The sequence below is a fragment of the Agrobacterium sp. 5Ca39 genome (assembly GCF_055382365.1).
Genome location: NZ_AP026437.1, coordinates 424,059 through 447,183, shown reverse-complemented (window position 1 = coordinate 447,183; position 23,125 = coordinate 424,059). Strand labels below are relative to the sequence as shown.

Genomic DNA, 23,125 nt, shown 5'->3' with positions numbered 1-23,125 from the left:
TCCTCCGTCAGCCAGCGCGGCGGGTCTGTGACGAGACCGCATTTGATTTGGCAGCAGCACCCGGTTTTGAAGCCTTTTGACGGCCAGCACTCTTGTTGGCGTTAGAAGCGGCGCGTTTCTGCCTGGATTTGGTGCCCATGCCAGCACTCTCACGCAGCGCCTGCAAAAGGTCGTTTTGCCTGGGGACCGCTGCGGCCTTCTTCTTCGGCAGGGCCCTGCCCTCGATCTTGGCCTTCACCAGCTCGGCAACGGCGGCTTCATAACGGTCATCGAACGTGCTGGCATCGAAGGTCCCCTTCTTTGTGCCGATAATGTGCTCGGCAAGCTCAAGCATCTCGCCTTCGATCTTAAGGTCCGGCAACTCCTCGAAGGCCTCCGCCGACGAGCGGACTTCATAGTCAAAGTTGAGCGTCGTGGCGATCAGGCCCTTCCCGTGTGGCCTGATCAGCACCGTACGCAGGCGTCGGAAGAGCACGGTGCGGGCGATCGCAGCAACTTTGGCTCTTTTCATGCCATCGCGCAAAAGAACGAAAGCGTCCGTCCCCATCCTGTCGGGCGCCAGATAATACGGCTTGTCGAAATAGACGCTGTCGATCTCGCTGCAGGGGATGAAGGCGTCGATCTTCAGCGTCTTGTCGCTGTGGGGCACGGCGGCAGCCACCTCATCCGGCTCGAGAACGATATACTGGCCGTTCTCGATCTCATAGCCCTTGACCTGGGCGTCCCGTTCCACCCGATCGCCGGTCGCGCTGTCGATGAATTCGCGTTTCACCCGGTTGCCGGTTCGGCGATTGAGGGTGTTGAAAGCGATCCGCTCCGATGATGATGCCGCAGTGTAGAGAGCCACAGGACACGCGACCTCTCCGAATTTGATAAAGCCCTTCCAGTTCGCTCGCGGGGCAACCATGACGCAAAACTCCTGCCACAACCAATGCGATTCAAGCGAATCAGCATGCATTTGTTCCGAGTCAAAACGAATCATTTTTCAAGGGCTTAGGACCTCGATAACAACTGGCGTTGCGAGTTTGCGCTAGACGCTTGATTCCGGCGCATCTTTTTGCGGCGACGAACGTTTCCTCCTCACGAAACGCTAAGAGGAGGCCTATCATGACCAAGCGTGAACTGATCGATACCGGAACCGACAAGCGTTATGTGCGCCGCGACAAGGACGGCAAGTTCAAGGAAAGTGTCGACGTCTCGCGATCGCTCTCTGCCGACGCGCGCCACGATGCGAAGCATGACGCGCAACCGGGCCAGGGTGACCGGGGTGATCGCAAACCCTGACGAACCCCGGTGAAGCTCGCCACGTATAACGTCAACGGTATCAACGGCCGGCTCGAAGTACTGATCCGCTGGCTCGATCAGGCAAAACCCGATGTCGTCTGCCTGCAGGAGTTGAAGGCGCCGGACGAGAAGTTTCCGCGCCGCCAAATCGAGCGCGCAGGCTACGGCGCCATCTGGCATGGGCAGAAATCATGGAATGGCGTTGCAATCCTTGCCCGGGGTGACCAACCTCTCGAGACGCGCCGGGGGCTTCCCGGAGACCCTGACGACAGCCACAGCCGGTATATCGAGGCTGCCATCGATGGCATGATCATCGGCTGCCTTTACCTGCCGAACGGCAACCCGGCACCCGGCCCGAAATTTGACTACAAGCTGCGCTGGTTTGAGCGGCTGCGTTCCTACGCAGGTCAACTGCTTGAGCTGGACGTGCCATGCGCCCTTGTTGGAGACTTCAACGTCATGCCGACCGACCTTGATGTCTATAAGCCTGAGCGCTGGCGAGACGACGCCCTGTTTCGCCCGGAGGTTCGCGCAGCCTATGCCGACCTAATTTCAATGGGCTGGACGGATGCCATTAGACTGCTGCATCCGGATGAGCGGATCTATACGTTCTGGAAGTATTTTCGGAACGCGTTTGCGCGGGATGCGGGTCTGCGCATTGATCATTTCCTGCTGACCCCATCCATGCAGGAACGATTGCAGGCGTGCGGGGTCGACAAGTTTGCGCGTGCGTGGGAGCACACCAGTGATCACGCCCCCGCCTGGATTGTACTGGACGACCGATAGAGACCCATAGAGCGGATAAGGATGCTTCGCGCGCCTCCCTGCTGGCGGCGAAGGGCGGACCGAGGCTTTCGCATGAGCGCTGTTATGGCGGACGGGCTGGAAAGGTCTTTGTCCATGATCGAGCATATGTCGACGCCTTTGGACCGAACGGACCCATAGGCTTCGACGCCCGCACAGACGCCGCGGCGATCGAAGGCTCGTCTTTGGAACTAGGGGGGTTCCTAGAAAACGTTCCGGTGCACATCACTCATCGCCCGTCGCAAATCATCGATCGCAGATGCCGTCTGTCCTGGGTGACCGTCGAGGGCCGGCGGCATTTTCCAACCTGGATCGATGCCTTCCATGTTCGGCAGTTCATGAGCAATGCCTTTATGGCAATCGATGCAGGTGGCCTTGCCCGTCAGCAGATATTTGGAATGGATATCGGCGGCGCGCTGTGTCTGTTTGGTAAAGTCCATGGCGACGGAGGAGTGGCAGTTGCGGCATTCCAGACTGTCATTGGCCTTGAGGCGCGACCATTCGTGCTGGGCAAGTTCCAGCCGCTTGTCTAGAAACTTCTTGCGGGTGTCGATTGTACCAAAAATCTTGCCCCAGACTTCCTTGGAGGCCTGCATTTTGCGGGCGATCTTGTCGGTCCATTCATGCGGCACATGGCAATCGGGACAGGAGGCGCGCACGCCGGAACGGTTGGAGAAATGCACCGTTCGAGTCAGTTCCTCATAAACATTGGCACGCATCTCGTGGCAGGAAATGCAGAAGGCTTCCTTGTTGGTCATCTCGAGCGCGGTGTTAAAGGCGCCCCAGAACATCACGCCACCGACGAAGCCGCCTAGCGTCAGGAAGGCGAGGCTGAGCGTGCCGGCCGGCGTCGTCAGAACCGCCCATAACCAGGTCAGAAGTTTTTTCACACGGGCGATCATCATTCACTACCCGCCGGTTTGACGCCCATCGTGCTCATGTCCTCAAACGTGCTGGGCACAAGCGGTCGGGTATCAGCCTGCGGGACATGGCAGGCGGTGCAGAAATAACGGCGCGGCGAAACGTCCGCCAGCATCTGGCCTTCGCGCGTCATATAGTGGGTTACGCTGATCATCGGCGCGCCGGAATCCTGCGTGAACTCGCGTTTGTGACAGGAAAGACAGCGGTTGGCATTGACCGAAAGCTGGTAACCGTCGATCGAATGCGGGATGACCGGCGGCTGCTCCGGGTAAGCGCGCATGCGTCTAAAATCGTCGACCACCCATTTCGGCAGGGGTTTGGCGGGTTCGGTCTGCATGGCATCACCGCGTGGGCCGGACAATTCCGGCACCATCTGCGCAACGGCCCCCGTCGCCAACGCCACGACCAGAAGCGTGGCGGCGATCCATCCATGTTTCCTGATCATGCGACTGGCTCTATCTTGACTGCGCATTTCTTGAAATCCGTCTGCTTGGAGATGGGATCGGTTGCGTCGAGCGTGACCTTGTTGATGAGCTGGCTAGCATCGAACCACGGAACGAAGATGACGCCTGGCGGCATGCGGTTACGGCCGCGCGTTTCCACCCGGGAACGTATTTCGCCACGGCGCGAAACGATGCGGATTTCCGCGCCCTGATTGAGCCCGCGCTTGCGCGCATCGTCGGCATTCATGAAACAGCGGGCGCCCGGGAAAGCCTTGTAGAGTTCCGGCACGCGCATGGTCATGGAGCCGGAATGCCAGTGCTCCAGCACGCGGCCCGTCACCAGCCAGGTATCGAATTCCGCATCCGGGGATTCCGCCGGCGGTTCGTAGGGCACGGCGATGATGACCGCCTTGCCGTCCTTGTTGCCGTAGAACTTCACGCCCTCGCCCGGTTTGACATAGGGGTCGTAACCTTCGCGGTAACGCCACAACGTTTCCTTGCCATCCACCACCGGCCAGCGCATGCCGCGCACCTCGTGATAGGCATCGTAAGGCGCCAGATCGTGGCCGTGGCCGCGCCCGAAGGCGGCATATTCCTCGAAGAGACCCTTTTGCAGATAGAAGCCGAAGTGTTTTGCTTCCTGGTTTTCGTATTCAGCGTTGATCTCGCTCAGCGGGAACTTGCCGACATCACTGTCCTTGAAGAGCACCTCGTACAGCGTCTTGCCGCGATAGGCGGGATTGGCGTCCAGTATCTCCGCCGGCCACACCTCATCCGTGGTGAAGCGCTTGGAGAATTCCACCAGCTGCCAGAGATCGGAACGTGCCTCGCCCGAGGCCTCGACAAGCTGGTGCCAGACATGGGTGCGCCGCTCGGCATTGCCATAGGCCCCCTCCTTTTCCACCCACATGGCGGCGGGCAGGATGAGGTCGGCGCTCATGGCCGTGATGGTCGGATAGGCATCGGAAACAACGATGAAGTTTTCCGGGTTGCGATATCCCTTATAGGTCTCGTTCTTGGTGTTGGGTCCGGCTTGGACGTTGTTGTTGACCTGCACCCAGTAGAAATTCAGCTTGCCGTCATGCAGCATGCGGTCCTGCTGCACGGCGTGGTAACCCGGCTTTTCCGGGATGATGCCGTGCGGGATGCGCCAGATTTCCTCAGCATGTTTGCGGTGTTCCGGGTTGGTCACCGTCATGTCGGCCGGCAGGCGATGGGCGAAGGTGCCCACCTCGCGCGCCGTACCGCAGGCCGAGGGCTGGCCGGTGAGCGAGAACGGGCTGTTGCCCGGCTCCGAAATCTTGCCGGTCAAAAGATGGATGTTGTAGATCATCTGGTTGGCCCAGACGCCGCGCACATGCTGGTTGAAACCCATGGTCCACAGCGACATGACCTTGCGGTTCGGGTCCGCATAAAGCTCGGCCAACTCCTCCAGGAAACCGGCTTCCACCCCCGTCATGGCTGCGGTCTTTTCCAGCGTGTATTCGGAGACGAATTCCTTGAAGGTCTCGAAATCGATCGCTTCGGTCTTGGTCGGATCGGCGGAATTGGCGGCATTCACCTCAACCGGATTGTCGGGCCGGAGGCCATAACCGATATCGGTGACACCGCGTACGAATTTCGTGTGGTTCCTCACGAAGTCTTCGTCGACGCGCCCGGTCTTGATGATGTGGTTGGCGATGTAATTGAGGATGACGAGATCCGTGCCCGGCTTGAAGACCATTGGGATATCGGCAAGGTCCATGCTGCGATGGGTGAAGGTCGAAAGCACCGCCACCTTCACGTGGTCAAATCCCAGACGCCGGTCGGCAATGCGGGTCCACAGAATGGGATGCATCTCCGCCATGTTCGAGCCCCAGAGCACGAAGGCATCGGCATGTTCGAAATCATCGTAACAGCCCATCGGCTCGTCCATGCCGAAGGTGCGCATGAAGGCATAGGCAGCAGACGCCATGCAGTGACGGGCATTAGGATCGAGATTGTTGGAGCGGAAGCCGGCACGCATCAGCTTGGTTGCGGCGTAACCTTCGAAGATCGTCCATTGGCCGGAGCCGAACATGCCGACGGCCGTCGGTCCCTTCTCCTTCAACACCCGCTTGCACTGCGTGGCCATGACGTCGAAGGCCTCGTCCCAGCTCACAGGCTCGAACTCGCCATCCTTGGCGTAGACGCCGTTTCTCTTGCGCAGAAGCGGGGTCTGCAGGCGGTCCTTGCCATACATGATCTTGGACAGGAAATAGCCCTTGATGCAGTTGAGACCGCGATTGACCTCCGCCTGCATGTCGCCATGGGTGGCGACGACCTTGCCTTCCTTGACGCCGACCATGACGCCGCAGCCCGTGCCGCAGAAACGACAGGGCGCCTTGGACCACTTGATCTGCAATGCGGAAACACCGCCCGGCACCGGCTGGGCCGCGGCCGGCAGCGCAATGCCCGCCGTTGCCGCCGCAATACCGGCGGCATGCGCCTTCAATAGATCACGCCGCGTCAGTTCGCTGCTCATCGCCGCTTGTCTCCTCTGTATCGACGTGTTCGAAAACCATGTTGGCGGCAATCACACCGTCGAGTGTCGAAATGTAAGTGAGCGTATCGCCCAGCATGCCTGTGCTCGTGCCATCGATGACGATGACGATCTTGCCGTTGCCCTCGCCATGAACCTCGACATTGTCGAGCGTCGAAAGCGTTGCCAGCACGGCGTCCCGCATCTGCGGCATCACCGCCACCACGGCGCTTGAAACATGATACCGGCCTGTATTTTCAGGCATATTGCATCTCCGTGGCTCTATCTTTGATCTCGATCACACTGGCGGGACAGACGGACACGCAGGCCCCGCAACCGGTGCAGGCATCTTCCAGCAGTTCCGGAACGAAGGGGCCGCCACGGCGTGGCCGAAACCGGATGGCCTCGGTCGGGCAGGCATCGCGGCAGGCCTGGCAATCGATATTGCCGAAGGCGAGACACCCCTCACCGATCGCCATGACGTGACCGAAGCGCTGTGCCGTGGGGGCAGCAAAGACCGGCTCGGGACAGGCCTCAGCACATTTGCCGCAAAAGGTGCATTCCCCGGCGGAGAAATCCACGCAAGGCAAACCGTCCGCCATGGCGATGATGCCGGTAGGACAGGCCTCGACGCATTTTGCGCAACCGCTGCACGCGGCGAGGTCGCTCAACGCGACCCCGGGGGGACAGATGCGTGGTCTATTTTTTTGCCCGCCGCGCAGGAAATCGCGCCGGCTGAGAGAGACTTCCATCATCATCTCGCCCTCAATGGCCGGCCGGCCCCGGCGGGCCGTAAATGATCTGGAACATCCAGACGATAAAGCCATAGGCTCCGACAAATCCGACCGCCAGAATGGGCCAGATTCCGAATGCCAGAACGGCGAAGGTGACAAGTTCCCTCGTCCGACCTGGCTTTTCATCTGCGTGTTGAGGCGCGACTATTTTAGGCATATTCGCGTTTCCCTATTCGGTTGGAGTTATAATCGACCAAAAAGAAGATATGTTCAACTACTTGATTTTATTGATTATTTATCAAAACTAACATTCATCAATATCCCTCCCCTAAGTCACTGATTTCACTTTGTGCTTTTGCCAAAAAAATAAACAAACCGGTCGGGACAGTGATGTCGCCGCCGCGGGGCAAGGTGTCTCTCATCCGCATGCCCCCGCCTCATCGATGCCAGGCGCGCGCATGAAAGGCAGAAAGCCCTGCAACCAGACCCCGAAGCTCGCCGCCCACAAAACGGCGCTGAGGCCATGGTGATAGGGTGACAATGTTGCGGCAAAATCGAATTCCGGCAGGAGGCGGACCAGCCCGGCCATCACCATCAGAAGGGCGGCCACATGCGCCTGCCACGGCAGATGCGTCAGGTTGCGGCCCGTATGCCGCAGCCCGGCAATGATGAAGACGGCCATTATGGCGCATCCCAGCGCCCCGATCGACAGCAGATGCAGCCCTGCGGCGGGCGTGACGGAAAAACCGAGCCTTGTTGCGCCGAGCGCCAGAAAACCCGAGCCCGCAAAGGCGTTGCCAAGACCGAGCAACAGCACCTCGGTCTTGAAGACGGCACGCCCGATGAACCATTCGGCCAGCCGGTCGAAAAAGGCGGCCCCGGCCGCAAGCGAAAGCCAGGCGCAGACATCGCTTTGCGGAAAGAAAAGCTTCGCCGCCATGTAAAGCGTCACCATGGCGCCCGCCATATGCTGGCGGCCGGGATGCGGCCGGTAAGGCGTGGTCTCGCCGCCCGGATCGAGCGCCAGATTGATGACGACCACATTAATACGCGCGGCGGAGAGTGAAAACAGCACGGTGAAGATGCACAGCGCCGCTTCCACAAAGCGGGATGCAAGTTCGGGATCGCCGCTCCACCAGGCATAACGCACACCCGCTTCAGCCACCGCAAACAGAAGAAGCCAGACGAGGAATGCCAGGTGTTTCATCGTGCGCCGCGCCAGCATCGCCCTGCCGATGAGAACAGAGAGCGCGAGCAGAAAGGCGAGATCGAAAAAACCCGCAAACAGGCTCCATGCCTCCATCCCGAGAAAGCCGATAAGGCGGCCCGGCAGCCAGAGACCGGCGAGATGAAGCAGCGTTCGTCCCTGCGCCGGTTTCGTATCCGTCCATTCCGGCACCGCCGAGCCGAGGAAACCGGCAAGCGCCATGCCATAGGTGCCGAAGATCATTTCATGGGCGTGCCATTGCGATGCAGGCACCGCATCGGCAAAAGGCAGGGCATAACCACCGATGACGACCCACAGGAAGGGCCAGCCCGCGCCATGCAGGGCGGCCAGAGGGAAAAACAGCCGCAGGGCTTCCGAAAGGATGGGGGGCTGCCTCATCGCACCCGCTCCTTTGCTGAAAACAGTTCGGCGAAGGCCGGGCTCTCGGACAGGCGTTCCGCTTCGTCGAAAACCGCCCGCGCCATGCGCCGGCCCGGCGAACCCGCGGGCTTATGCGCGGCAATGACGCGGCCATCGACGCCGGAGAGCACGATCAGCCGGTCGGCAACCAGCAACGCCTCATGAAGATCATGGGTGACGAGAAGGGTGGAAAAACCGCGCCGGGAGGCGGCGCCCACCAGAAGCTCCTGCAAATGACGGCGCAGGCCGACATCGACGGCGCTGAAGGGCTCGTCCAGAAACAGCATGTCCGGCTCCACGGCGAGCGCCCGCGCAACGCCGGCGCGCTGGCGCATGCCGCCGGAGAGTTCCACCGGATATTTGCCGAAATCCGCCGCCTCCAAACCGACTTCCAGCGCGAAAAGGCCCGCCCTTTCGCGCCGCTCCCGTTTCGGCATGCCGGCCGCCGCAAGGCCGTAGGCGATATTGTCGATAAGCGTCATCCACGGCAAAAGCCTTGGCTCCTGAAACACCAGCCCCTGCCGGCGATAATGGCGGTACACGCGGCCACGAACGGGATCGATGATACCAGCCGCGATCTGCAAAATCGTCGTCTTGCCGCTGCCGGAGGGGCCAAGCAGCGCCACGGTTTCCCCGGGCGCTATGCCGAGATTGAAATTCTCGAACAGGCTGCGGCCGAGAAAGGCGTGGCCGACATGTTCGAAATGCAGGATGGAACGGTCGCTCATCGTTTGACACCCCATGGCAGCCCGGCGGCGCGCCAGCGTTCCAGCGCCTCGCGCAGCAGATGCAGCAGGCCGTAATCGGTCAGCAGCGCCAGCGCGACGGTGATGGCGAGCCAGGCGCTGACCTGTGCGATGTCGAACAGCGCGCGTGCGGTGGCCAGTTCGCCGCCAATGCCGCCGGAATTCGAAAGGAGCTCGGCCATGACGGTTACTTTCCACGCGCTTCCGGCCGTCGTCGTCCAGGCCGGGAAGAGGTAGGAGAGCACATGCGGCATGGTGACGGTGCGCAGCCGGTAAAACCACGGAGCGCCGAAGGCCTGCGCCATCACCTCCAACTGACGGTCCCGCTTGGCGACACCTTCCAGCGCACCGGCAAAGGACACGGGCGCCGAGGCGATGATGACGGTCATGACAGCCGTGCCCCCCGACGAGCCGAACCAGATGAGCGCCAGCACGATCCAGCCGATGGGCGGCACGCCGAGCAGAACGGTGACGACAGGCTTCATCAGCCGCATGGCCGCGAAGGAATAACCCGCCAGCACGCCCGCCACCGTGCCGATGCCGGCGGCGATGGCAAAGCCGGTCAGGGCCCTGACTGCGCTCTGCGACAGGATGGCGAGGAAATCCGGCCGCGCCGCCAGAAGCCCCATTGCCGCGAAGGTCTCCCCCGGCGAAGGCAGGATGAAGGAGCCATAAATCTCATGCCCGGCCTGCCAGGCGGCGAGAAAATAGAAAATACCTGAAAGCCCGGCCCAGCCCGCCCAGAGATAGCGGCCCATCCAGCCAAGACTTTCGAGAATGCGGTTCATGCCTGCTACACCAGATAAAACCCGTCATCCGGCCGCCGGCCGCCGATGATTGCCGGGTCGGCCCTGGCAAGCTCATCGTAGAACGCCTCGAGATCGGCGCGCGCAGCGCTTGCCTTCAGGGCGCACAGATGACTTGTCGGGAAGGAGGCGGCGATGATTTCCGGCGGGAAACCCAAGGCATCGGCGGCCGCAGCGGCCGCCGTCTTCGGATCGGCCGCGGCGCTGGCGAGCGCCGTCTCCATGGCGCCCTGCAAAGCCTCGATGCCGGCCCTGCCGAGTTTTTGCTGGACCGGCGATGTCAAGGCGAGGCCAGCCTGCGGAATTTCAGCCTTGCCGGCCACCTTCGCCCATTCCCGCTGAATATCGATGGTGCGATGGACGGTCATGAAAAAAGACTTCGCCTTGATGAGCACGGCGGTCGCGGCCGGCTCGCTCAGCAGGGCGGCATCCACCCGTCCCGTCAGCAGCAATTGCACGGCTTCCGGCGGCGAGGCGGCATATTCCAGCTTGATGTAGCCGGGCTTCAGGCCGTTTTCAGCAACAAGGCGGCGCAGCACGAAATCGGGCATGTCGTTCTTGAACGGCAAAGCGAGGGTCTTGCCGGAAAGGCTTTGCAGGGAGTTCAGCGTCCCCTCTTTCGAAACGATATGGAGCAGGCCCGTGGTCAGCACGTTCAACAGCCCGAGGCCGAGACCGCGATTGTGGAGATTGGCGACGCCGTAGCTCGGCATCACCACCGCTCCCATGGAACCGGAGGCGACGGCGGCACGCATTTCATCCGGGGTTTTCCAGGCTTTGAAGACCGCTCCGGGGGCGACATCCTTCAGGAACCCGCCCTTTACCGCATGGGCCAGCACGGCCGACGGCGCGGCCGGAGGGCCATAAAAGGTGAGCGGCGCTTCCGCCTTCGCAACATGCGGTACGGCAAGTGTCGCGACCGCGAGCCCGGAAAAGGCTGAAAGAGCCTGACGACGGGTGAGATGGGCCATGGTCCTGATCCTTTCGCGCCGGAAGCGCCATGATGCGCGTGACGCCCGCTCAGACCTGTCTTCCGGTCCCGGCGCGTCACCAACCCGGAAATGACATTTTGCAAGCACCCGCTCTTTGCGCAGGATCAAACAGGGCCGAAAACAGGGATTTATTCACCCTTCTTGAGTGAGAGCGCGTCCCGCAGGATTCGTGAACCCTCCTGGGCGGCGGCAGCGATATCGAGAAACATCAGGCTTGCGGTTTCGACCACACCTTCATCCACCGTGTCGTCTTCGGCGAAGTCGCAGAGCATCTCGGTCAGGAGCGCTATCTTGCGCCGCTCCTCGCGGGCGGCGGCCAGAAGCTTGACGATATTGCGCTGGCGCTCGAAATCCTCGAGTTCGCGCAGCGCCTCGTGCACCCTGTCGCGGCAACCGCAATCAAGCGCGCTCTGCAAGACAATGTCGCGCACCAGATGGATTGCCGCCGCGATATCCGCTCCGCCCGGTGCTGATGCGGACAGCGTTTGCTCACTTTGCCCGTTCGTCACCATGCATTCACCCCATGCGCCGTGTTGCGGGCGCGGGCGATCCAGGCCGCCCCTTCCTGCCCGTGGTGAAAACCATTGGAAAAGGGCACGTCCGGATAGATTTGCCCGAGATGGGCAAGACCGTCCTCCGCCTCCCGCCTGCCGGCCAGAACATCGTCATGGATTTGCGCCACCGCAACCATGTCGCAGTCCTGCGGCGACAGCCGGAAGCGGGAAATGCCGGCGGCGGCCAGATCCTGCAATTCGCCAAGCAGCGACTGGCAGGTGTGCGACACCGTCTGCACGCCGTTCAGCGCCAGAAACGACTGCCGGTCAAGCGTGCGCACCGGCAATCCGTCAGGGTCGTCACCGCAGACGAACTGGCAATTATCCTTGATATTGCCCTTGGCGCGGGCATGGGCGCAGCGCGCCGAAATGGCGAGCGGCAGGCGGCCGAAGGCAAGGATTTCGAAGTCCACATCAGGCGTCTCCACCACGATGCGCTCCACCGAAGTCGTCGGCAGTTCCGGCGGCAGGCAGATGGCGCTTGCCCCACGCGAGGCGAGCAACCGCGCGGTGGCGGCATTATAGACATTCACCATCGGCCCAACGACATGCGGCGTGCCATGCAACATGCCGAGCGCGGAAAGATCGTTCGCCTCGACCGGATAGGGGCTATCGGCGATCAGGCCGCGCAGATGGCGGCTTTCCCGCTCCAGCGTCACCAGCGAAAGCGTCGAGAGGATCACTTGTTTTCTCGCATTCTTCAGCCGCTCGATCACGTCGGCCAGATGCGGCTCGGTGAAATGAAACCGTTTGGAACAGACGGTTTCGCCAAGATAGACATGGCTGACGGGCGCTTCATCGGCGATGCGAAAGTAAAAATCGCGCCATTTCTCGCCCTGCCAGAGATAGAGGACCGGGCCAAGCGCCAATGTGGCCTTTGCAGTATGTGCCATCGCCATCATCTCCAGCGTTTCTCATAAGCGCCAACGGTGGTGCGCTGGCCTTCGCTTAAAAGCCGCAGGCGCGAGAGCAGCCGTCCCCGTTCTTCGGCACTGGCGGCCAGCGCCCGGTGCAGGGTGGAAACCACTTCCGCCACATAGGCCTTGCCGCGCTGGCGGCCTTCGATCTTCAGCGCGCTGACGCCCGCCTCGCGCAAGGCATCGATCTGGTCCATCACGTCAAGCGACACCGGATCTTCGAAGGCATAGGACCTGTCATCGGCGATCTCGAAACGGCCCTTGCACAGCGTCGGGTAACCCGCCGCCTCCCCGGCGGGAAAACGGTTGATGGTGTAATCGCCGAGTTCCGACACCAGTTCCTGCCCGTCCTGCCGGTAGCGGACATGGCTTGCTGGTGAGCAGACGCCGTTCATGTTGGGTGACTTGCCTGTGGCGTAGGAGGATAGCGAGCAGCGCCCCTCCGCCATGACGCAAAGACCGCCGAACACGAAGATTTCGATCTCGCAGCGGATTTGCCGCGCCAGCCGGGCGATGTCGGGAATCGTCAGGGTGCGCGGCAGCACCACACGTTTCGCGCCGAAGGCATCGACGAGGAAATTCACCGCGTCCGCATTGGAGGCGGAGGCCTGCACGGAAACGTGGATGCGCTGCTGCGGATGATGTTCCGCCACATGCGCCATCAGACCGAAATCGGCAAGGATAAGCGCGTCCGCTCCCGCCTTCACGGCATCGGCCGCACCGCGATACCAGATATCCTCACTACCGGCGCGCATGAAGGTGTTGAGCGCCACAAAGGTCTGGACACCGCGCTTTTTCGCGTAAACGATGGCCTCGGCGAGTTCCTCGCGGGAAAAATTAAGGCCAGGAAAATTGCGGGCATTGGTTTCATCGCGAAACCCGCAATAGACGGCATCCGCGCCGGCATCTACGGCCTCGCGGAAGGCGGCGGGTGTTCCCGCAGGACAGATCAGCTCCATGCCGCACCTCCACGCGTTTCGGATAGAACATGGCCGCGCAGGCGGTTCGCAAGCCCCGTTACCACCGGCGCGAAAGGCCCGGCAAAGGCACCGAGATCGCGCGGCAGATCAATGCCGCTGTCATCAAGCGCATTGCGCAGTGCCAGCATCGCCTCCATGTCGCCGGTGACGCTGAGATCACGCGAAAAGAACAGCGCATCGGCATCCTGCCGCCCCTCCATCAGCGCCAGCAGCATGAAAAGCGGCCCTTCCACCGCCGCATCCACCTTCGGCAAGCGGCCCTTTCGGCTGACGGTGATGGCCGGACGCGCCGGCTCGACCATGAAGGCGAAGGGTAGATCGACGGGCAGGAAGGCATAGCGCTTGCCGCTATGCTCACCGAGCCGGCCGAACAGATCAGGGTGCCGTTTCATGATCTGCGCCAGCATCGTCGCCGTCGCTCGCTGCACCACGGCAAGGAGCAGAAAATTCATGGGGGTAGCGATGGCGGCGGGAAACGGTCTCATAAATGGTCCTGTCAGGTCAGTTGCGGGCAGGAACCTAACCGCAGCACGCCGGCACCGGTTTGAGCGAACGCAAAGACAGAGAGATTTTCGGGTGCGGCTTCACAAAAGCCGCTATAAATCATTCACTTGCGAAGCGAAGGAGGCCGCCCATGTCCGATATAAGGATCAAACGGATTTACGATGCCGCCAGCGATGATGACGGCACGCGCATTCTGGTGGACCGGCTGTGGCCGCGCGGCATGCGCAAGGAAACCGCACAGCTTTCGCTGTGGATGAAGGAAATCGCGCCCAGCAACGAATTGCGCAAGAATTTCTCGCATATGCCGTCGCGTTTTGCGGAATTCACCCGGCACTATCACGAGGAGCTGGCCGCCAATCCCGATGCCGTGGCGCGCATGAAGGAGCTAATAGCAAAGGGCCGCGTCACGCTGCTTTATGCCGCCCATGATACCGAACACAACCACGCCCTCGTTCTCGCCGACTATCTTCGTTCGCACTGAAGCCGCATTTGCGGCAGCGCAAGGACATGCCGCACCGCCACCGGCAAACAGGCGGCATGAGAGACGAGAAAACAGAAACTAAACCCGCCCACGCAGCCGATCTGCACGGTTTCGTCCGGTTGCTGGAAGAACGCGGGCAGCTGCGGCGAATCCGCCAGCCGGCCTCGCTGGTGCACGAAATCACCGAAATCCACCGCCGCGTGCTCGCCGATGGCGGGCCGGCGCTGCTGTTCGAGCAACCCGTCGACCATGAGGGCAAGGTGCGGGACATGCCGCTGCTTGCCAATCTCTTCGGCACGCGGCAACGCATCGAATGGGGTCTGGGGCTGGAAACGGGCGGCCTGCCGGCGCTTGGACAAAAGCTTGCCGAATTGCGCGAACCACGGCCGCCGAAATCCATGGCCGAGGCATGGGGTAAGCTGCCTTTGCTGAAGGCCGCACTGTCCATGCGGCCACGCAACGTCGCGCGCGCGCCGGTACAGGAAAAGGTACTGACGGGTGATGCAGTTGATCTTGCCCGCCTGCCGGTGCAGTGGTGCTGGCCGGGCGAGCCGGCCCCGCTCATCACCTGGCCGCTGGTCATCACCCGTTCGCCTGATGATCCCGACGATATCAATGTTGGCATCTATCGCATGCAGGTGCTGGGGCCGGACAGGGTGATCATGCGCTGGCTGGCGCATCGCGGCGGCGCGCAGCACCACCGGCTGTGGCAGGCACGCGGGCTGGATATGCCCGTAACCGTCGCTATAGGCACTGATCCCCCCACCATTCTTTCCGCCGTCATGCCGCTTCCCGAACATATCAGCGAGCTTGGTTTTTCCGGCCTGCTGCGCGGCTCGAAAAGCCGCATCGCAAAGGCATTGACGGTGCCGATGCCGGTGCCCGCCAATGCCGAGATCGTGCTGGAAGGCACCGTCTCAGCTACAGAAACGGCACTCGAAGGCCCCTATGGCGACCACACCGGCTATTATAATTCGGTCGAAGCCTTTCCGGTCATGACGCTGTCGGCCATCACCATGCGCCGCGACCCGATCTATCTTTCCACCTATACCGGCCGGCCGCCGGATGAACCCTCGGCTCTCGGCGAAGCCATGATCGAGATTTTCCTGCCGCTCGTCAAAAGGCAGTTTGCGGAAATCGTCGATCTGTGGATGCCGCCGGAGGCCTGTTCCTACCGCGTCATGGTCGCCTCCATCGACAAGCGTTATCCGGGCCAGGCAAAGCGGGTGATGATGGGCCTGTGGTCGATGCTGCCGCAGTTCAGCTATGTGAAGCTCATCGTTCTGGTCGATCCCGACATCAATGTGCGCAGCTGGGCGGATGTGATCTGGGCGCTTTCCACCCGTTTCGACGCTTCGCGCGATACAACGATCATCGACGATACGCCGATCGATTATCTCGACTTCGCCTCGCCGAAAACCGGCCTCGGCGGCAAGATGGGGCTGGACGCCACCCGCAAGCTTTCGCCGGAGACGGAGCGCCAATGGGGCCGCGTGCTGTCCATGACGCCAGACGTCATCGCAAAGGTGGATCTGATGTGGCGTGATCTCGGACTTGGAGAACGGCCATGATCCCGTGCCGCGTCGTGGTCGGCGTCACCGGCGCCTCGGGTGCCGGCATCGCCCTGCGCATCGTCGAGCGCCTCGCCGCGATGAAAAGCGTCGAAATCCATCTCGTCCTGTCGCAATCCGCCAGACGCACCGTGCTACATGAGGAAGGTGCGCAAGCCATGGGGCGGATGTTGTCGCTCACCAGCGTCAATCATGCCGTCGATGATATTGGTGCGGCGATTGCCAGCGGCTCCTTCCCAACGGCCGGCATGATCGTCGCACCGTGCTCCATGCGTACACTTGCCGCCATAGCAACCGGACTTTCAGACAATCTCATCACCCGCGCCGCCGATGTGCAACTGAAGGAGCGGCGGAAACTGGTTTTGATGACCCGCGAGACGCCGCTGCATCTCATCCATCTGCGCAATATGTGCACTGTCACGGAGGCCGGTGCGATCGTCATGCCGCCGGTGCCGGCCTTCTACAACAGGCCGCAAAGCGTCTTCGATATTGTCGATCAGCTCGCCGCCCGCGCTATCGATCAGCTCGGTATCGCGCCCGCGCCGCAGGCGCCGATATGGCAGCCGCATGTGGTGAAGACATCGTGAGCGATCAGAAATAGGCCATGGGGTCTGCGCCAAAGAGCGCGGCATGGCCGCCGGCCAGCAGCCACCAGACCGTCAACCCTGTCAGTACCGCGGCTAGCAGCATCGGCCCGTCCACGGCGAGGCGCGTCTTGCCGGAAAGGATTGCTGCGAAAGGGATCGTTGCGTTTTTAGCAGCCGCCGCGCTCCACGCATTACCCAGTCTTTTCCGCGCGCGTTTTTCAGTCATCGCCATTCCGCCAAGCGAAAACAGCGCAAAACCGCCGAACAGGATGACGGAACGCAGGTCGCCATTCGGCACGACATGGCCGAGCGACCAAAACAGGAAACCGACAAGCACCGGATGCCGCGTGATGCGCACGATTGCCCCCGGTTTATCTCCCTGCCACACGGAAATGGAGAGCGGATTGACGCTGAAAAGGCCGGCCAGCACGAAAAACAGGCCAATCGGCGCTGCCAGAAAGGTGACATGCGCCTGCCAGGGCGCGACATCCCAGAGCGGAATATAATCCACCGACAGCGCGGCATAAAACACCCAGCCCAGCGCCAGAAGCGAGACGACGGAATAAGCCCCGAAATAGGCGGGCCGGCCAATGGCCGCAATCAACCGGCCACGCACGGCGGGCACGGCGGGAATGGAATGCAGCGCCACAAAAAGCGAAAGAGCGGCGACAAGTTCAAGCATCCGACTGCCTTCTCACTGGTTCAGGAACAGCACCGAAGCAATGGCCACGGAGGCAAGTACGGCGGAAACCGCGCCCATGCGCTGCAACACACCCATACGGTACAACAGCACCGCAAAGCCAACGATAATAGGGGTTGCGACAATCAGCCCGACCTGCGCGTCGTTCATGGGAAGCTCCATTTTCCAGAGTTGCGCTTTGTCATGACAATAGGACTTTGCACGCTCCCTTCTTTGACCGACCGCAAAGAAGCGGGGTTTGAGGACGCCTAAGCGTGGCTTGCTGTTTTACAATTACGGACAAGACCATGGCGATCAATACGGAAGAGGAAAGCGGAAGCCTGCTTTTGTGGATTCTGGTCTGGAGCGAACTTGCCGCTTTCGGCGCGCTGACCGGTGCCTTCATCATTGCCTTCGCCCTCAAGCCCGAGGCCTTCGCCGCCGCGCGCCAGCATCTGCAGCCACAACTTGCCGGCCTCAACACCCTGATTTTGCTGGCAAGCGGCTGGCAGGCGGCCGTCGCGGCCAGCCGCCACACCGCGCTGCCGGGCAAAAGGCGAGCGCTTGTCCTTGCCGGCCTGCTGGGTTTCGCTTTCGTCGGTGTGAAGCTCCATGAATATTCCACCGAAATCGCTTTCGCGTCCGACCCCGCCTACGGCGCTTTCTTCGAGCTTTATTTCCTGCTCACCGGCTTCCATCTGCTGCATGTCGTCTTCGTGGCCGTGCTGCTGTTTCTCGTCGCAGTCTTCCCGAAAAACGAGAACGTCACGCTGGTGACGACGCTGTGGCATGTCATCGATCTGGTCTGGATCGTCATTTTTCCCATCGTCTATCTGGTTTGACAGTCATGATCCACCGCACCTCCCGCCAGCTTGCAAGAAGTTTTGCAGCACTCGCCGTTCTCGTTCTCGCCGGTACGGCCGCCGTCACCTCGTGGAAGGCGGCGCTTCTGCCGCCGGTTGCCGTCGCCTGCCTGATGCTGCTTTTCGCGCTCCTGAAATCCAGACGCGTCATCGACGACTTTCTCGGCTTTCGCGAAGAGCGTGGCCTGCTGCGCACAGCACTTCTGGCATGGCCGGCCATCTTTGCCGCCGCAGCCCTGCTGCGGGCGCTCCTGCAGGGCATTTTGTCGCTCTGAAAAGGCGCACCACACCACCTCCCCACTTGTTTGCCAAATGGCAAAGAACGCCGGCGGCCAGCGGCTAGAAAGGGGCGAGACCCGAAGCTGCCGGCAAATTCCGGCAAGAGGGTTCGATCAAGCCAGTCCGCATAAGCGGTCTTCCGGATGGAAAGGACCATTGGCATGGCAGAACGCCTGACCAAAACAGGAGCGCGAAACGTCTTTTACGGCGGCTCCATCTTCTTCTTCGCCATATTCGTCGGGCTGACCGCCCATAGCCATTATTACATGCGCACCACCTCGACGGATGAAAGCACGCTGACCGAAAGCGTCGCGCGCGGCAAACATGTGTGGGAGAAAAACTCCTGCATCAACTGTCACACGCTGCTCGGCGAAGGCGCCTATTTCGCGCCCGAACTCGGCAATGTCTGGAAGCGCTATGGCGGCGTGGAAGACAAGGAAGCGGCGCGCGATTCCATCAAGGCGTGGATGGCCGCCCAGCCCACCGGCATCGAAGGCCGCCGCCAGATGCCACAGTTCAATCTCACCGAACAGGAACTCGATGATCTCGTCGACTTCCTCGAATGGACGAGCCGGATCAAGACGCAGAACTGGCCGCCGAACGATGCGGGTTGAGGCTGACGGCAAGGAGATGACGAGATGAAATACCAGACGCAAAAAGTCGCCATGCTGTATTTTTACGGCGCAATCGGGTTGTTCGTGGCGCAGATCCTGTTCGGCGTCGTCGCCGCCACGATCTACGTGCTTCCCAATACGCTTTCAGAGCTTCTGCCCTTCAACATCGTGCGCATGATCCACACCAATGCGCTGGTCGTGTGGCTGTTGATGGGCTTCATGGGGTCGACCTTCTACCTGCTGCCGGAAGAGACGGAAACCGAGCTTTACAGCCCCAAACTCGCCATCGCGCAGTTCTGGATCTTCCTGGTGGCCGCAGCCGTTGCCGTGGTCGGATATATGTTCCGTATCCATGAAGGCCGCGAGTTCCTCGAACAGCCCTTCGCCATCAAGGTCGGCATAGTGCTTGTCGTTTTGATGTTCCTGTTCAACATCACCATGACAGCGCTGAAGGGCCGCAAAACCACCGTCATCAACATCCTGCTCTTCGGACTCTGGGGGCTGGCGATCTTCTTCCTCTTCGCCTTCTACAACCCCATGAACCTGGCGCTCGACAAGATGTACTGGTGGTACGTCATCCATCTGTGGGTGGAAGGCGTGTGGGAACTGATCATGGCGTCAATCCTCGCCTTCCTTATGATCAAGCTCAACGGCATCGACCGCGAAGTGGTGGAAAAATGGCTCTATGTCATCGTCGGCCTTGCCCTCTTTTCGGGCATTCTCGGCACCGGCCACCATTATTACTGGATCGGCGCGCCCGGTTATTGGCAATGGATCGGTTCGCTGTTCTCGACGCTGGAAGTGGCCCCCTTCTTCACCATGGTCATCTTCACCTTCGTCATGACCTGGAAGGCCGGCCGCAAGCATGAGAACCGCGCAGCGCTTCTGTGGTCGATCGGCTGCTCGGTCATGGCCTTCTTCGGCGCCGGCGTCTGGGGTTTCCTGCACACGTTGTCTTCGGTGAACTATTACAGCCACGGCACGCAGCTTACCGCCGCCCACGGCCACCTCGCCTTCTTCGGCGCCTATGTGATGCTGAACCTTGCGATGATGGCCTACGCCATCCCCGAAATGAAGAAACGCGCGCCCTACAATCAGTGGCTTTCGATGACGAGCTTCTGGGTGATGTGCACGGCCATGTCGGTCATGACCTTCGCGCTGACCTTTGCCGGCGTGGTGCAGATCCAGCTTCAGCGCGTCATGGGCGAAAGCTTCATGGATGTGCAGGACCAGCTGGCGATCTTCTACTGGATCCGTCTCGGCTCCGGTTTCGCAGTTCTCATTTCGGCGGTCATGTTCATCTGGGCAGTCCTGGTGCCGGGCAAGCAGAAACAGGGCGACGTCGCCCGCCTCGTGCAGCCCGCCGAATGAGAAACGGACCGGCTCTCCTTTTCCCCCGAGAGCCGGTCCTTACCACCAACCATGGAGATGACCATGAATACGATTTTCCGCCCCCCGCCGCAGCCTTTGCCGGACACGCCGTTCTATACCGCGCTTGGCAATGAATGCACGCTGTTCGAAAGCGCCTGGGTGCGGCAATTGCCGCTGCTGCTGAAAGGCCCGACAGGTTGCGGCAAGACCCGTTTCGTCAGCCATATGGCGGCAAAACTCGGCCTGCCGCTTTCGACCGTTTCATGTCACGACGATCTTGCCGCCGCCGATCTGACCGGTCGTTACCTGCTGAAAGGCGGTGAAACCGTGTGGATGGACGGCCCGCTGACACGATCCGTGCGTCAGGGCGGCATATGTTACCTCGACGAGATTGTGGAAGCGCGCAAGGATGTGGCCGTTGTGCTGCATCCGCTCACCGACGACCGTCGTATCCTGCCGCTGGAGCGCACCGGCGAGGTGCTGGAAGCGCCCTCGGGTTTCATGCTCGTCGTATCCTACAATCCCGGCTACCAGAACCTGCTGAAAAGCCTGAAACCCAGCACCCGCCAGCGCTTCGTCGCCATTGAATTCGATTTTCTGCCCAAAGAGCAGGAGATTGCCGTCGTGTCGCATGAAAGCGGGCTCGATGCGCGCGATGTCGAGCCGCTCGTCGATCTCGCCCACCGGCTGCGCGGCCTGAAAGGCCACGATCTGGAAGAAGGCGTCTCCACCCGCCTGCTCGTTTATTGCGCCAGCCTCATCGATACCGGCCTTCCCGCCCGTCAGGCCGTGCGCGCGGCGATGATCGAACCGCTGTCCGACGAGCCGGATGTGAAGGCCGCGCTGCATGAAGTCGCGGATGCGGTCATACGATAAGGCACATTTATATCAATATCTGAATGCGCGGTATTACCCGCGCATTCCGGCTCGATGCCATGAGGATAAACCATGCTGGACTTTCTGGAACTGGAAGAAACCGTCGGCCGCGCCTGGCACAGGCTGATCGGCGAAACCGGCACATGGCTGCGCTTTCCCGATCACGCCGTCAGGCTGGAAGACATGCAGGCCGTGCTGGCCATATGTTTCCGCGGTTTTGGCGGTGAACACGCGGTGCAGATCGCCCCGGCGCGCGCCCGCACCTCCACACACCGGCTGAGGCTTCGCCAGCGCATGGGCCTTGGCGAAGAAAAGCTTGCCCAGCCCGGACGCGATCATGCCACGCTGATGCTGCCGCCAGTGCTCGATCTATTTCCCGACCGCCACCTCAATCGCGATCTTTATTTCTGGCTCGCCGCCGCCATGGCGATGATGCCGCTTGAACCAGTCATGGCCGCCGACCCGTTGCGCAACGATCTTGCCCGGCTCGACCGCGCCACGGAACTGGCAGAGACCGTAACCCATGCTTTTCCCGGCATGAAGACCCGTTATCGCCGGCTTTGCGCCGCCATGCTCGCGGTGCGGCAGAAGCGGCCGCTGCCGCAGGCGGAACAGCAGGTGGAACAGCGGGTGCTTTCCATGCTGGCCGATGCGGCAGGGATCGAAGGCTATCCGCCGCCCGTCGGTCTTCTAGCCAAAGCGCCGCCGCGTTATCTGCCGATGCTGCCTGTTCCGCTGTGGCCGGACACGCTGCTGCGCGAAACATCCGAGGCCAGGCAAAGCGAAGACCAGCCGGCGGCGAGCGCAGCACCACAGGGGGCGGAAGCGGCCCGTCATATCGCCGTGCGTGAAAAGGCGGAGAACCGGCAGACGGAACGCAGCCCCTTCATCCTCAACCGTTTCGAAAAAATCCTCGCCATGGCGGAGATGGTCAATGTCGATCGTCCCGGTGACGATAGCGACGATGCCGACGACAGTGCGGCCGACGAGCTCGACGACATGACGCTGGGAGAAAGAAAAGGGCGGCCTTCCGCCCGCTTCCGCTTCGATCTGGACCTGCCGCCCGAAGCACTGAACCATACCGCGCTGACGGCGGAACTGACCTATCCCGAATGGGATTATCGCAGCGGCACCTATCTCGCCGATCATTGCCGGGTCATCGCCGGTCCGGCGAAAGACGCGGAGACGGCACCGGAACCCGACCCGGACACCAAAAGCCTCATCCGCCGGGTCAGGAGGCAATTCGAGGTGCTGAGACCGCGCCACGAGATGCTGCGCGCCCAGCTTGACGGCAACGATCTCGATCTTGACGCCGTGGTGCGCGCCAGAAGTGATATCGCCTCCGGAGGACAGGGCAGCGACCGCATTCATATGGCCAGTCGCCCGCAGGCGCATGATCTCGCCGTAACGATCCTCGTCGATGTGTCCTTGTCCACCGATGCCTGGTTCGACAATCGCCGGGTGCTCGATGTGGAGAAGGAAGCCCTGCTGGTGCTTGCGCACGGGCTTTCCGCCTGTGGTGACAGTCACTCCATCCTGACCTTCACCTCCCGCCGCCGTTCCTGGGTGCGGGTGGAAACGGTGAAGGATTTCGAGGAGCCAATGGGCCACGCTGTCGAGCGTCGTATTGCGGCGCTAAAACCCGGTTTCTATACCCGCATCGGCCCCGCCATCCGCCACGCCAGCGCCAAGCTGCATGAGAGGCCGGAGCGGCGCAAGCTGCTTCTGTTGCTGACGGACGGGAAACCGAACGATGTCGACCATTATGAAGGCCGCTTCGCCATCGAGGACAGCCGCCGTGCGGTTTCCGAGGCGCGGCGCTCGGGCGTCAGCGTCTTCGGCGTGACCGTCGACAGCAAGGCGCAATCCTATATTCCGGCCATGTTCGGCCAGAACGGTTATGCCATCGTCAACAGGATCGCCAAGCTGCCATCTGCGCTGCCGGCAATCTATCGCAGCCTTGCCGGCTGACGCATGTCACGCAGACGGACC

At 61.4% G+C, this 23,125-nt stretch carries 28 protein-coding genes; 11 read left to right on the top strand and 17 right to left on the bottom strand.

What is annotated here, in order from left to right; genetic code table 11:
• Window positions 1-7: 7 nt before the first annotated feature.
• A complete protein-coding gene (gene ku / locus ACZ47E_RS15875; protein WP_035208562.1) occupies window positions 8-907 on the bottom strand; it encodes a non-homologous end joining protein Ku in 900 nt (299 codons plus the stop codon).
• A 200-nt stretch (window positions 908-1,107) separates the two neighbouring features.
• Here ku and ACZ47E_RS15870 point away from each other — a divergent pair, with 200 nt between their 5' ends.
• Entirely contained in the window at window positions 1,108-1,284 is a 177-nt protein-coding gene (locus tag ACZ47E_RS15870) for a hypothetical protein (RefSeq protein ID WP_113344008.1), read from the top strand.
• 9 nt (window positions 1,285-1,293) lie between these two features.
• Entirely contained in the window at window positions 1,294-2,070 is a 777-nt protein-coding gene (gene xth / locus ACZ47E_RS15865; protein ID WP_060942182.1) for an exodeoxyribonuclease III, read from the top strand.
• A 221-nt stretch (window positions 2,071-2,291) separates the two neighbouring features.
• Here xth and ACZ47E_RS15860 read toward each other — a convergent pair whose 3' ends face one another.
• From ACZ47E_RS15860 to ubiT, 14 genes are all read right to left on the bottom strand, one after another.
• Window positions 2,292-2,987 carry a cytochrome c3 family protein gene (locus ACZ47E_RS15860; protein ID WP_107327949.1) on the bottom strand — a complete coding sequence of 232 codons (696 nt, stop codon included), beginning with the start codon at window positions 2,985-2,987 and terminating at the stop codon, window positions 2,292-2,294.
• A gap of 2 nt (window positions 2,988-2,989) precedes the next feature.
• The gene (locus ACZ47E_RS15855; protein WP_034499927.1) at window positions 2,990-3,481 is read right to left on the bottom strand and encodes a nitrate reductase cytochrome c-type subunit; all 492 of its coding nucleotides are present in this window, start codon (window positions 3,479-3,481) and stop codon (window positions 2,990-2,992) included.
• Window positions 3,451-5,955, bottom strand: a complete 2,505-nt coding sequence (gene napA / locus ACZ47E_RS15850) for a periplasmic nitrate reductase subunit alpha (RefSeq protein ID WP_035208406.1) — start codon at window positions 5,953-5,955, stop codon at window positions 3,451-3,453. Before napA ends, ACZ47E_RS15855 begins: the two co-directional genes overlap by 31 nt.
• On the bottom strand, window positions 5,930-6,217 hold the full coding sequence (locus ACZ47E_RS15845; RefSeq protein WP_003520944.1) for a chaperone NapD: 288 nt from the start codon (window positions 6,215-6,217) through the stop codon (window positions 5,930-5,932). The genes napA and ACZ47E_RS15845 overlap by 26 nt, the downstream gene beginning before the upstream one ends.
• On the bottom strand, window positions 6,210-6,710 hold the full coding sequence (locus ACZ47E_RS15840; RefSeq protein WP_035208404.1) for a ferredoxin-type protein NapF: 501 nt from the start codon (window positions 6,708-6,710) through the stop codon (window positions 6,210-6,212). The genes ACZ47E_RS15845 and ACZ47E_RS15840 overlap by 8 nt, the downstream gene beginning before the upstream one ends.
• 7 nt (window positions 6,711-6,717) lie before the next feature.
• Window positions 6,718-6,903 carry a periplasmic nitrate reductase, NapE protein gene (napE, locus tag ACZ47E_RS15835; protein WP_035208402.1) on the bottom strand — a complete coding sequence of 62 codons (186 nt, stop codon included), beginning with the start codon at window positions 6,901-6,903 and terminating at the stop codon, window positions 6,718-6,720.
• Window positions 6,904-7,104: 201 nt separating this feature from the next.
• A complete protein-coding gene (locus tag ACZ47E_RS15830; protein ID WP_035208400.1) occupies window positions 7,105-8,292 on the bottom strand; it encodes an NnrS family protein in 1,188 nt (395 codons plus the stop codon).
• Window positions 8,289-9,041 (bottom strand): ATP-binding cassette domain-containing protein, encoded by a 753-nt coding sequence (locus tag ACZ47E_RS15825; protein WP_113344010.1) that lies wholly within the window; start codon window positions 9,039-9,041, stop codon window positions 8,289-8,291. Before ACZ47E_RS15825 ends, ACZ47E_RS15830 begins: the two co-directional genes overlap by 4 nt.
• Window positions 9,038-9,847, bottom strand: coding sequence for an ABC transporter permease (locus tag ACZ47E_RS15820; RefSeq protein WP_035208395.1), 810 nt, complete (start codon window positions 9,845-9,847; stop codon window positions 9,038-9,040). Before ACZ47E_RS15820 ends, ACZ47E_RS15825 begins: the two co-directional genes overlap by 4 nt.
• Before the next feature lie 5 nt (window positions 9,848-9,852).
• Window positions 9,853-10,836, bottom strand: a complete 984-nt coding sequence (locus ACZ47E_RS15815; RefSeq protein ID WP_060942184.1) for an ABC transporter substrate-binding protein — start codon at window positions 10,834-10,836, stop codon at window positions 9,853-9,855.
• 149 nt (window positions 10,837-10,985) lie between these two features.
• Window positions 10,986-11,369 (bottom strand): hypothetical protein, encoded by a 384-nt coding sequence (locus ACZ47E_RS15810; protein WP_035208393.1) that lies wholly within the window; start codon window positions 11,367-11,369, stop codon window positions 10,986-10,988.
• Entirely contained in the window at window positions 11,363-12,304 is a 942-nt protein-coding gene (ubiV, locus tag ACZ47E_RS15805) for a ubiquinone anaerobic biosynthesis protein UbiV (RefSeq protein WP_113344348.1), read from the bottom strand. The genes ACZ47E_RS15810 and ubiV overlap by 7 nt, the downstream gene beginning before the upstream one ends.
• Window positions 12,305-12,309: 5 nt before the next feature.
• Window positions 12,310-13,287 carry a ubiquinone anaerobic biosynthesis protein UbiU gene (ubiU, locus tag ACZ47E_RS15800; RefSeq protein WP_003585399.1) on the bottom strand — a complete coding sequence of 326 codons (978 nt, stop codon included), beginning with the start codon at window positions 13,285-13,287 and terminating at the stop codon, window positions 12,310-12,312.
• Entirely contained in the window at window positions 13,278-13,793 is a 516-nt protein-coding gene (gene ubiT / locus ACZ47E_RS15795) for a ubiquinone anaerobic biosynthesis accessory factor UbiT (RefSeq protein WP_003585397.1), read from the bottom strand. The genes ubiU and ubiT overlap by 10 nt, the downstream gene beginning before the upstream one ends.
• Before the next feature lie 149 nt (window positions 13,794-13,942).
• On the opposite strand from ubiT, the gene ACZ47E_RS15790 reads away from it, so the two are divergent.
• From ACZ47E_RS15790 to ACZ47E_RS15780, 3 genes are read left to right on the top strand one after another with little or no spacing between them, the layout of a single operon-like run.
• Window positions 13,943-14,293, top strand: a complete 351-nt coding sequence (locus ACZ47E_RS15790) for a DUF488 domain-containing protein (RefSeq protein WP_035208386.1) — start codon at window positions 13,943-13,945, stop codon at window positions 14,291-14,293.
• A gap of 56 nt (window positions 14,294-14,349) precedes the next feature.
• Window positions 14,350-15,864: a UbiD family decarboxylase gene (locus ACZ47E_RS15785; RefSeq protein WP_060942325.1), complete on the top strand. Its 1,515-nt coding sequence runs from the start codon at window positions 14,350-14,352 to the stop codon at window positions 15,862-15,864.
• On the top strand, window positions 15,861-16,451 hold the full coding sequence (locus ACZ47E_RS15780; RefSeq protein WP_035208383.1) for a UbiX family flavin prenyltransferase: 591 nt from the start codon (window positions 15,861-15,863) through the stop codon (window positions 16,449-16,451). The genes ACZ47E_RS15785 and ACZ47E_RS15780 overlap by 4 nt, the downstream gene beginning before the upstream one ends.
• A 4-nt stretch (window positions 16,452-16,455) precedes the next feature.
• Here the strand turns inward: ACZ47E_RS15780 and ACZ47E_RS15775 are convergent, their stop codons facing one another.
• Both ACZ47E_RS15775 and ACZ47E_RS15770 read right to left on the bottom strand, forming a co-directional pair.
• The gene (locus ACZ47E_RS15775) at window positions 16,456-17,133 is read right to left on the bottom strand and encodes an NnrU family protein (protein WP_003585390.1); all 678 of its coding nucleotides are present in this window, start codon (window positions 17,131-17,133) and stop codon (window positions 16,456-16,458) included.
• A gap of 12 nt (window positions 17,134-17,145) precedes the next feature.
• Window positions 17,146-17,301 (bottom strand): hypothetical protein, encoded by a 156-nt coding sequence (locus ACZ47E_RS15770; RefSeq protein WP_022557550.1) that lies wholly within the window; start codon window positions 17,299-17,301, stop codon window positions 17,146-17,148.
• Window positions 17,302-17,438: 137 nt separating this feature from the next.
• Here ACZ47E_RS15770 and ACZ47E_RS15765 point away from each other — a divergent pair, with 137 nt between their 5' ends.
• The 6 genes from ACZ47E_RS15765 to ACZ47E_RS15740 all read left to right on the top strand — a co-directional run bounded on the left by ACZ47E_RS15765 (window position 17,439) and on the right by ACZ47E_RS15740 (window position 23,104).
• Entirely contained in the window at window positions 17,439-17,972 is a 534-nt protein-coding gene (locus tag ACZ47E_RS15765) for a cytochrome c oxidase subunit 3 (protein ID WP_035208381.1), read from the top strand.
• A 5-nt stretch (window positions 17,973-17,977) separates the two neighbouring features.
• Window positions 17,978-18,268, top strand: coding sequence for a hypothetical protein (locus ACZ47E_RS15760; RefSeq protein WP_035208380.1), 291 nt, complete (start codon window positions 17,978-17,980; stop codon window positions 18,266-18,268).
• 165 nt (window positions 18,269-18,433) lie between these two features.
• The gene (locus ACZ47E_RS15755; protein WP_003520968.1) at window positions 18,434-18,886 is read left to right on the top strand and encodes a c-type cytochrome; all 453 of its coding nucleotides are present in this window, start codon (window positions 18,434-18,436) and stop codon (window positions 18,884-18,886) included.
• A gap of 24 nt (window positions 18,887-18,910) precedes the next feature.
• Complete coding sequence (locus ACZ47E_RS15750) at window positions 18,911-20,257, top strand: nitric-oxide reductase large subunit (RefSeq protein WP_003585385.1); 1,347 nt, start codon at window positions 18,911-18,913, stop codon at window positions 20,255-20,257.
• A 63-nt stretch (window positions 20,258-20,320) separates the two neighbouring features.
• Window positions 20,321-21,133: a CbbQ/NirQ/NorQ/GpvN family protein gene (locus tag ACZ47E_RS15745; protein ID WP_003585384.1), complete on the top strand. Its 813-nt coding sequence runs from the start codon at window positions 20,321-20,323 to the stop codon at window positions 21,131-21,133.
• 72 nt (window positions 21,134-21,205) lie between these two features.
• Window positions 21,206-23,104, top strand: coding sequence for a nitric oxide reductase activation protein NorD (locus tag ACZ47E_RS15740; protein ID WP_060942185.1), 1,899 nt, complete (start codon window positions 21,206-21,208; stop codon window positions 23,102-23,104).
• The last annotated feature ends 21 nt before the right edge of the window (window positions 23,105-23,125 follow it).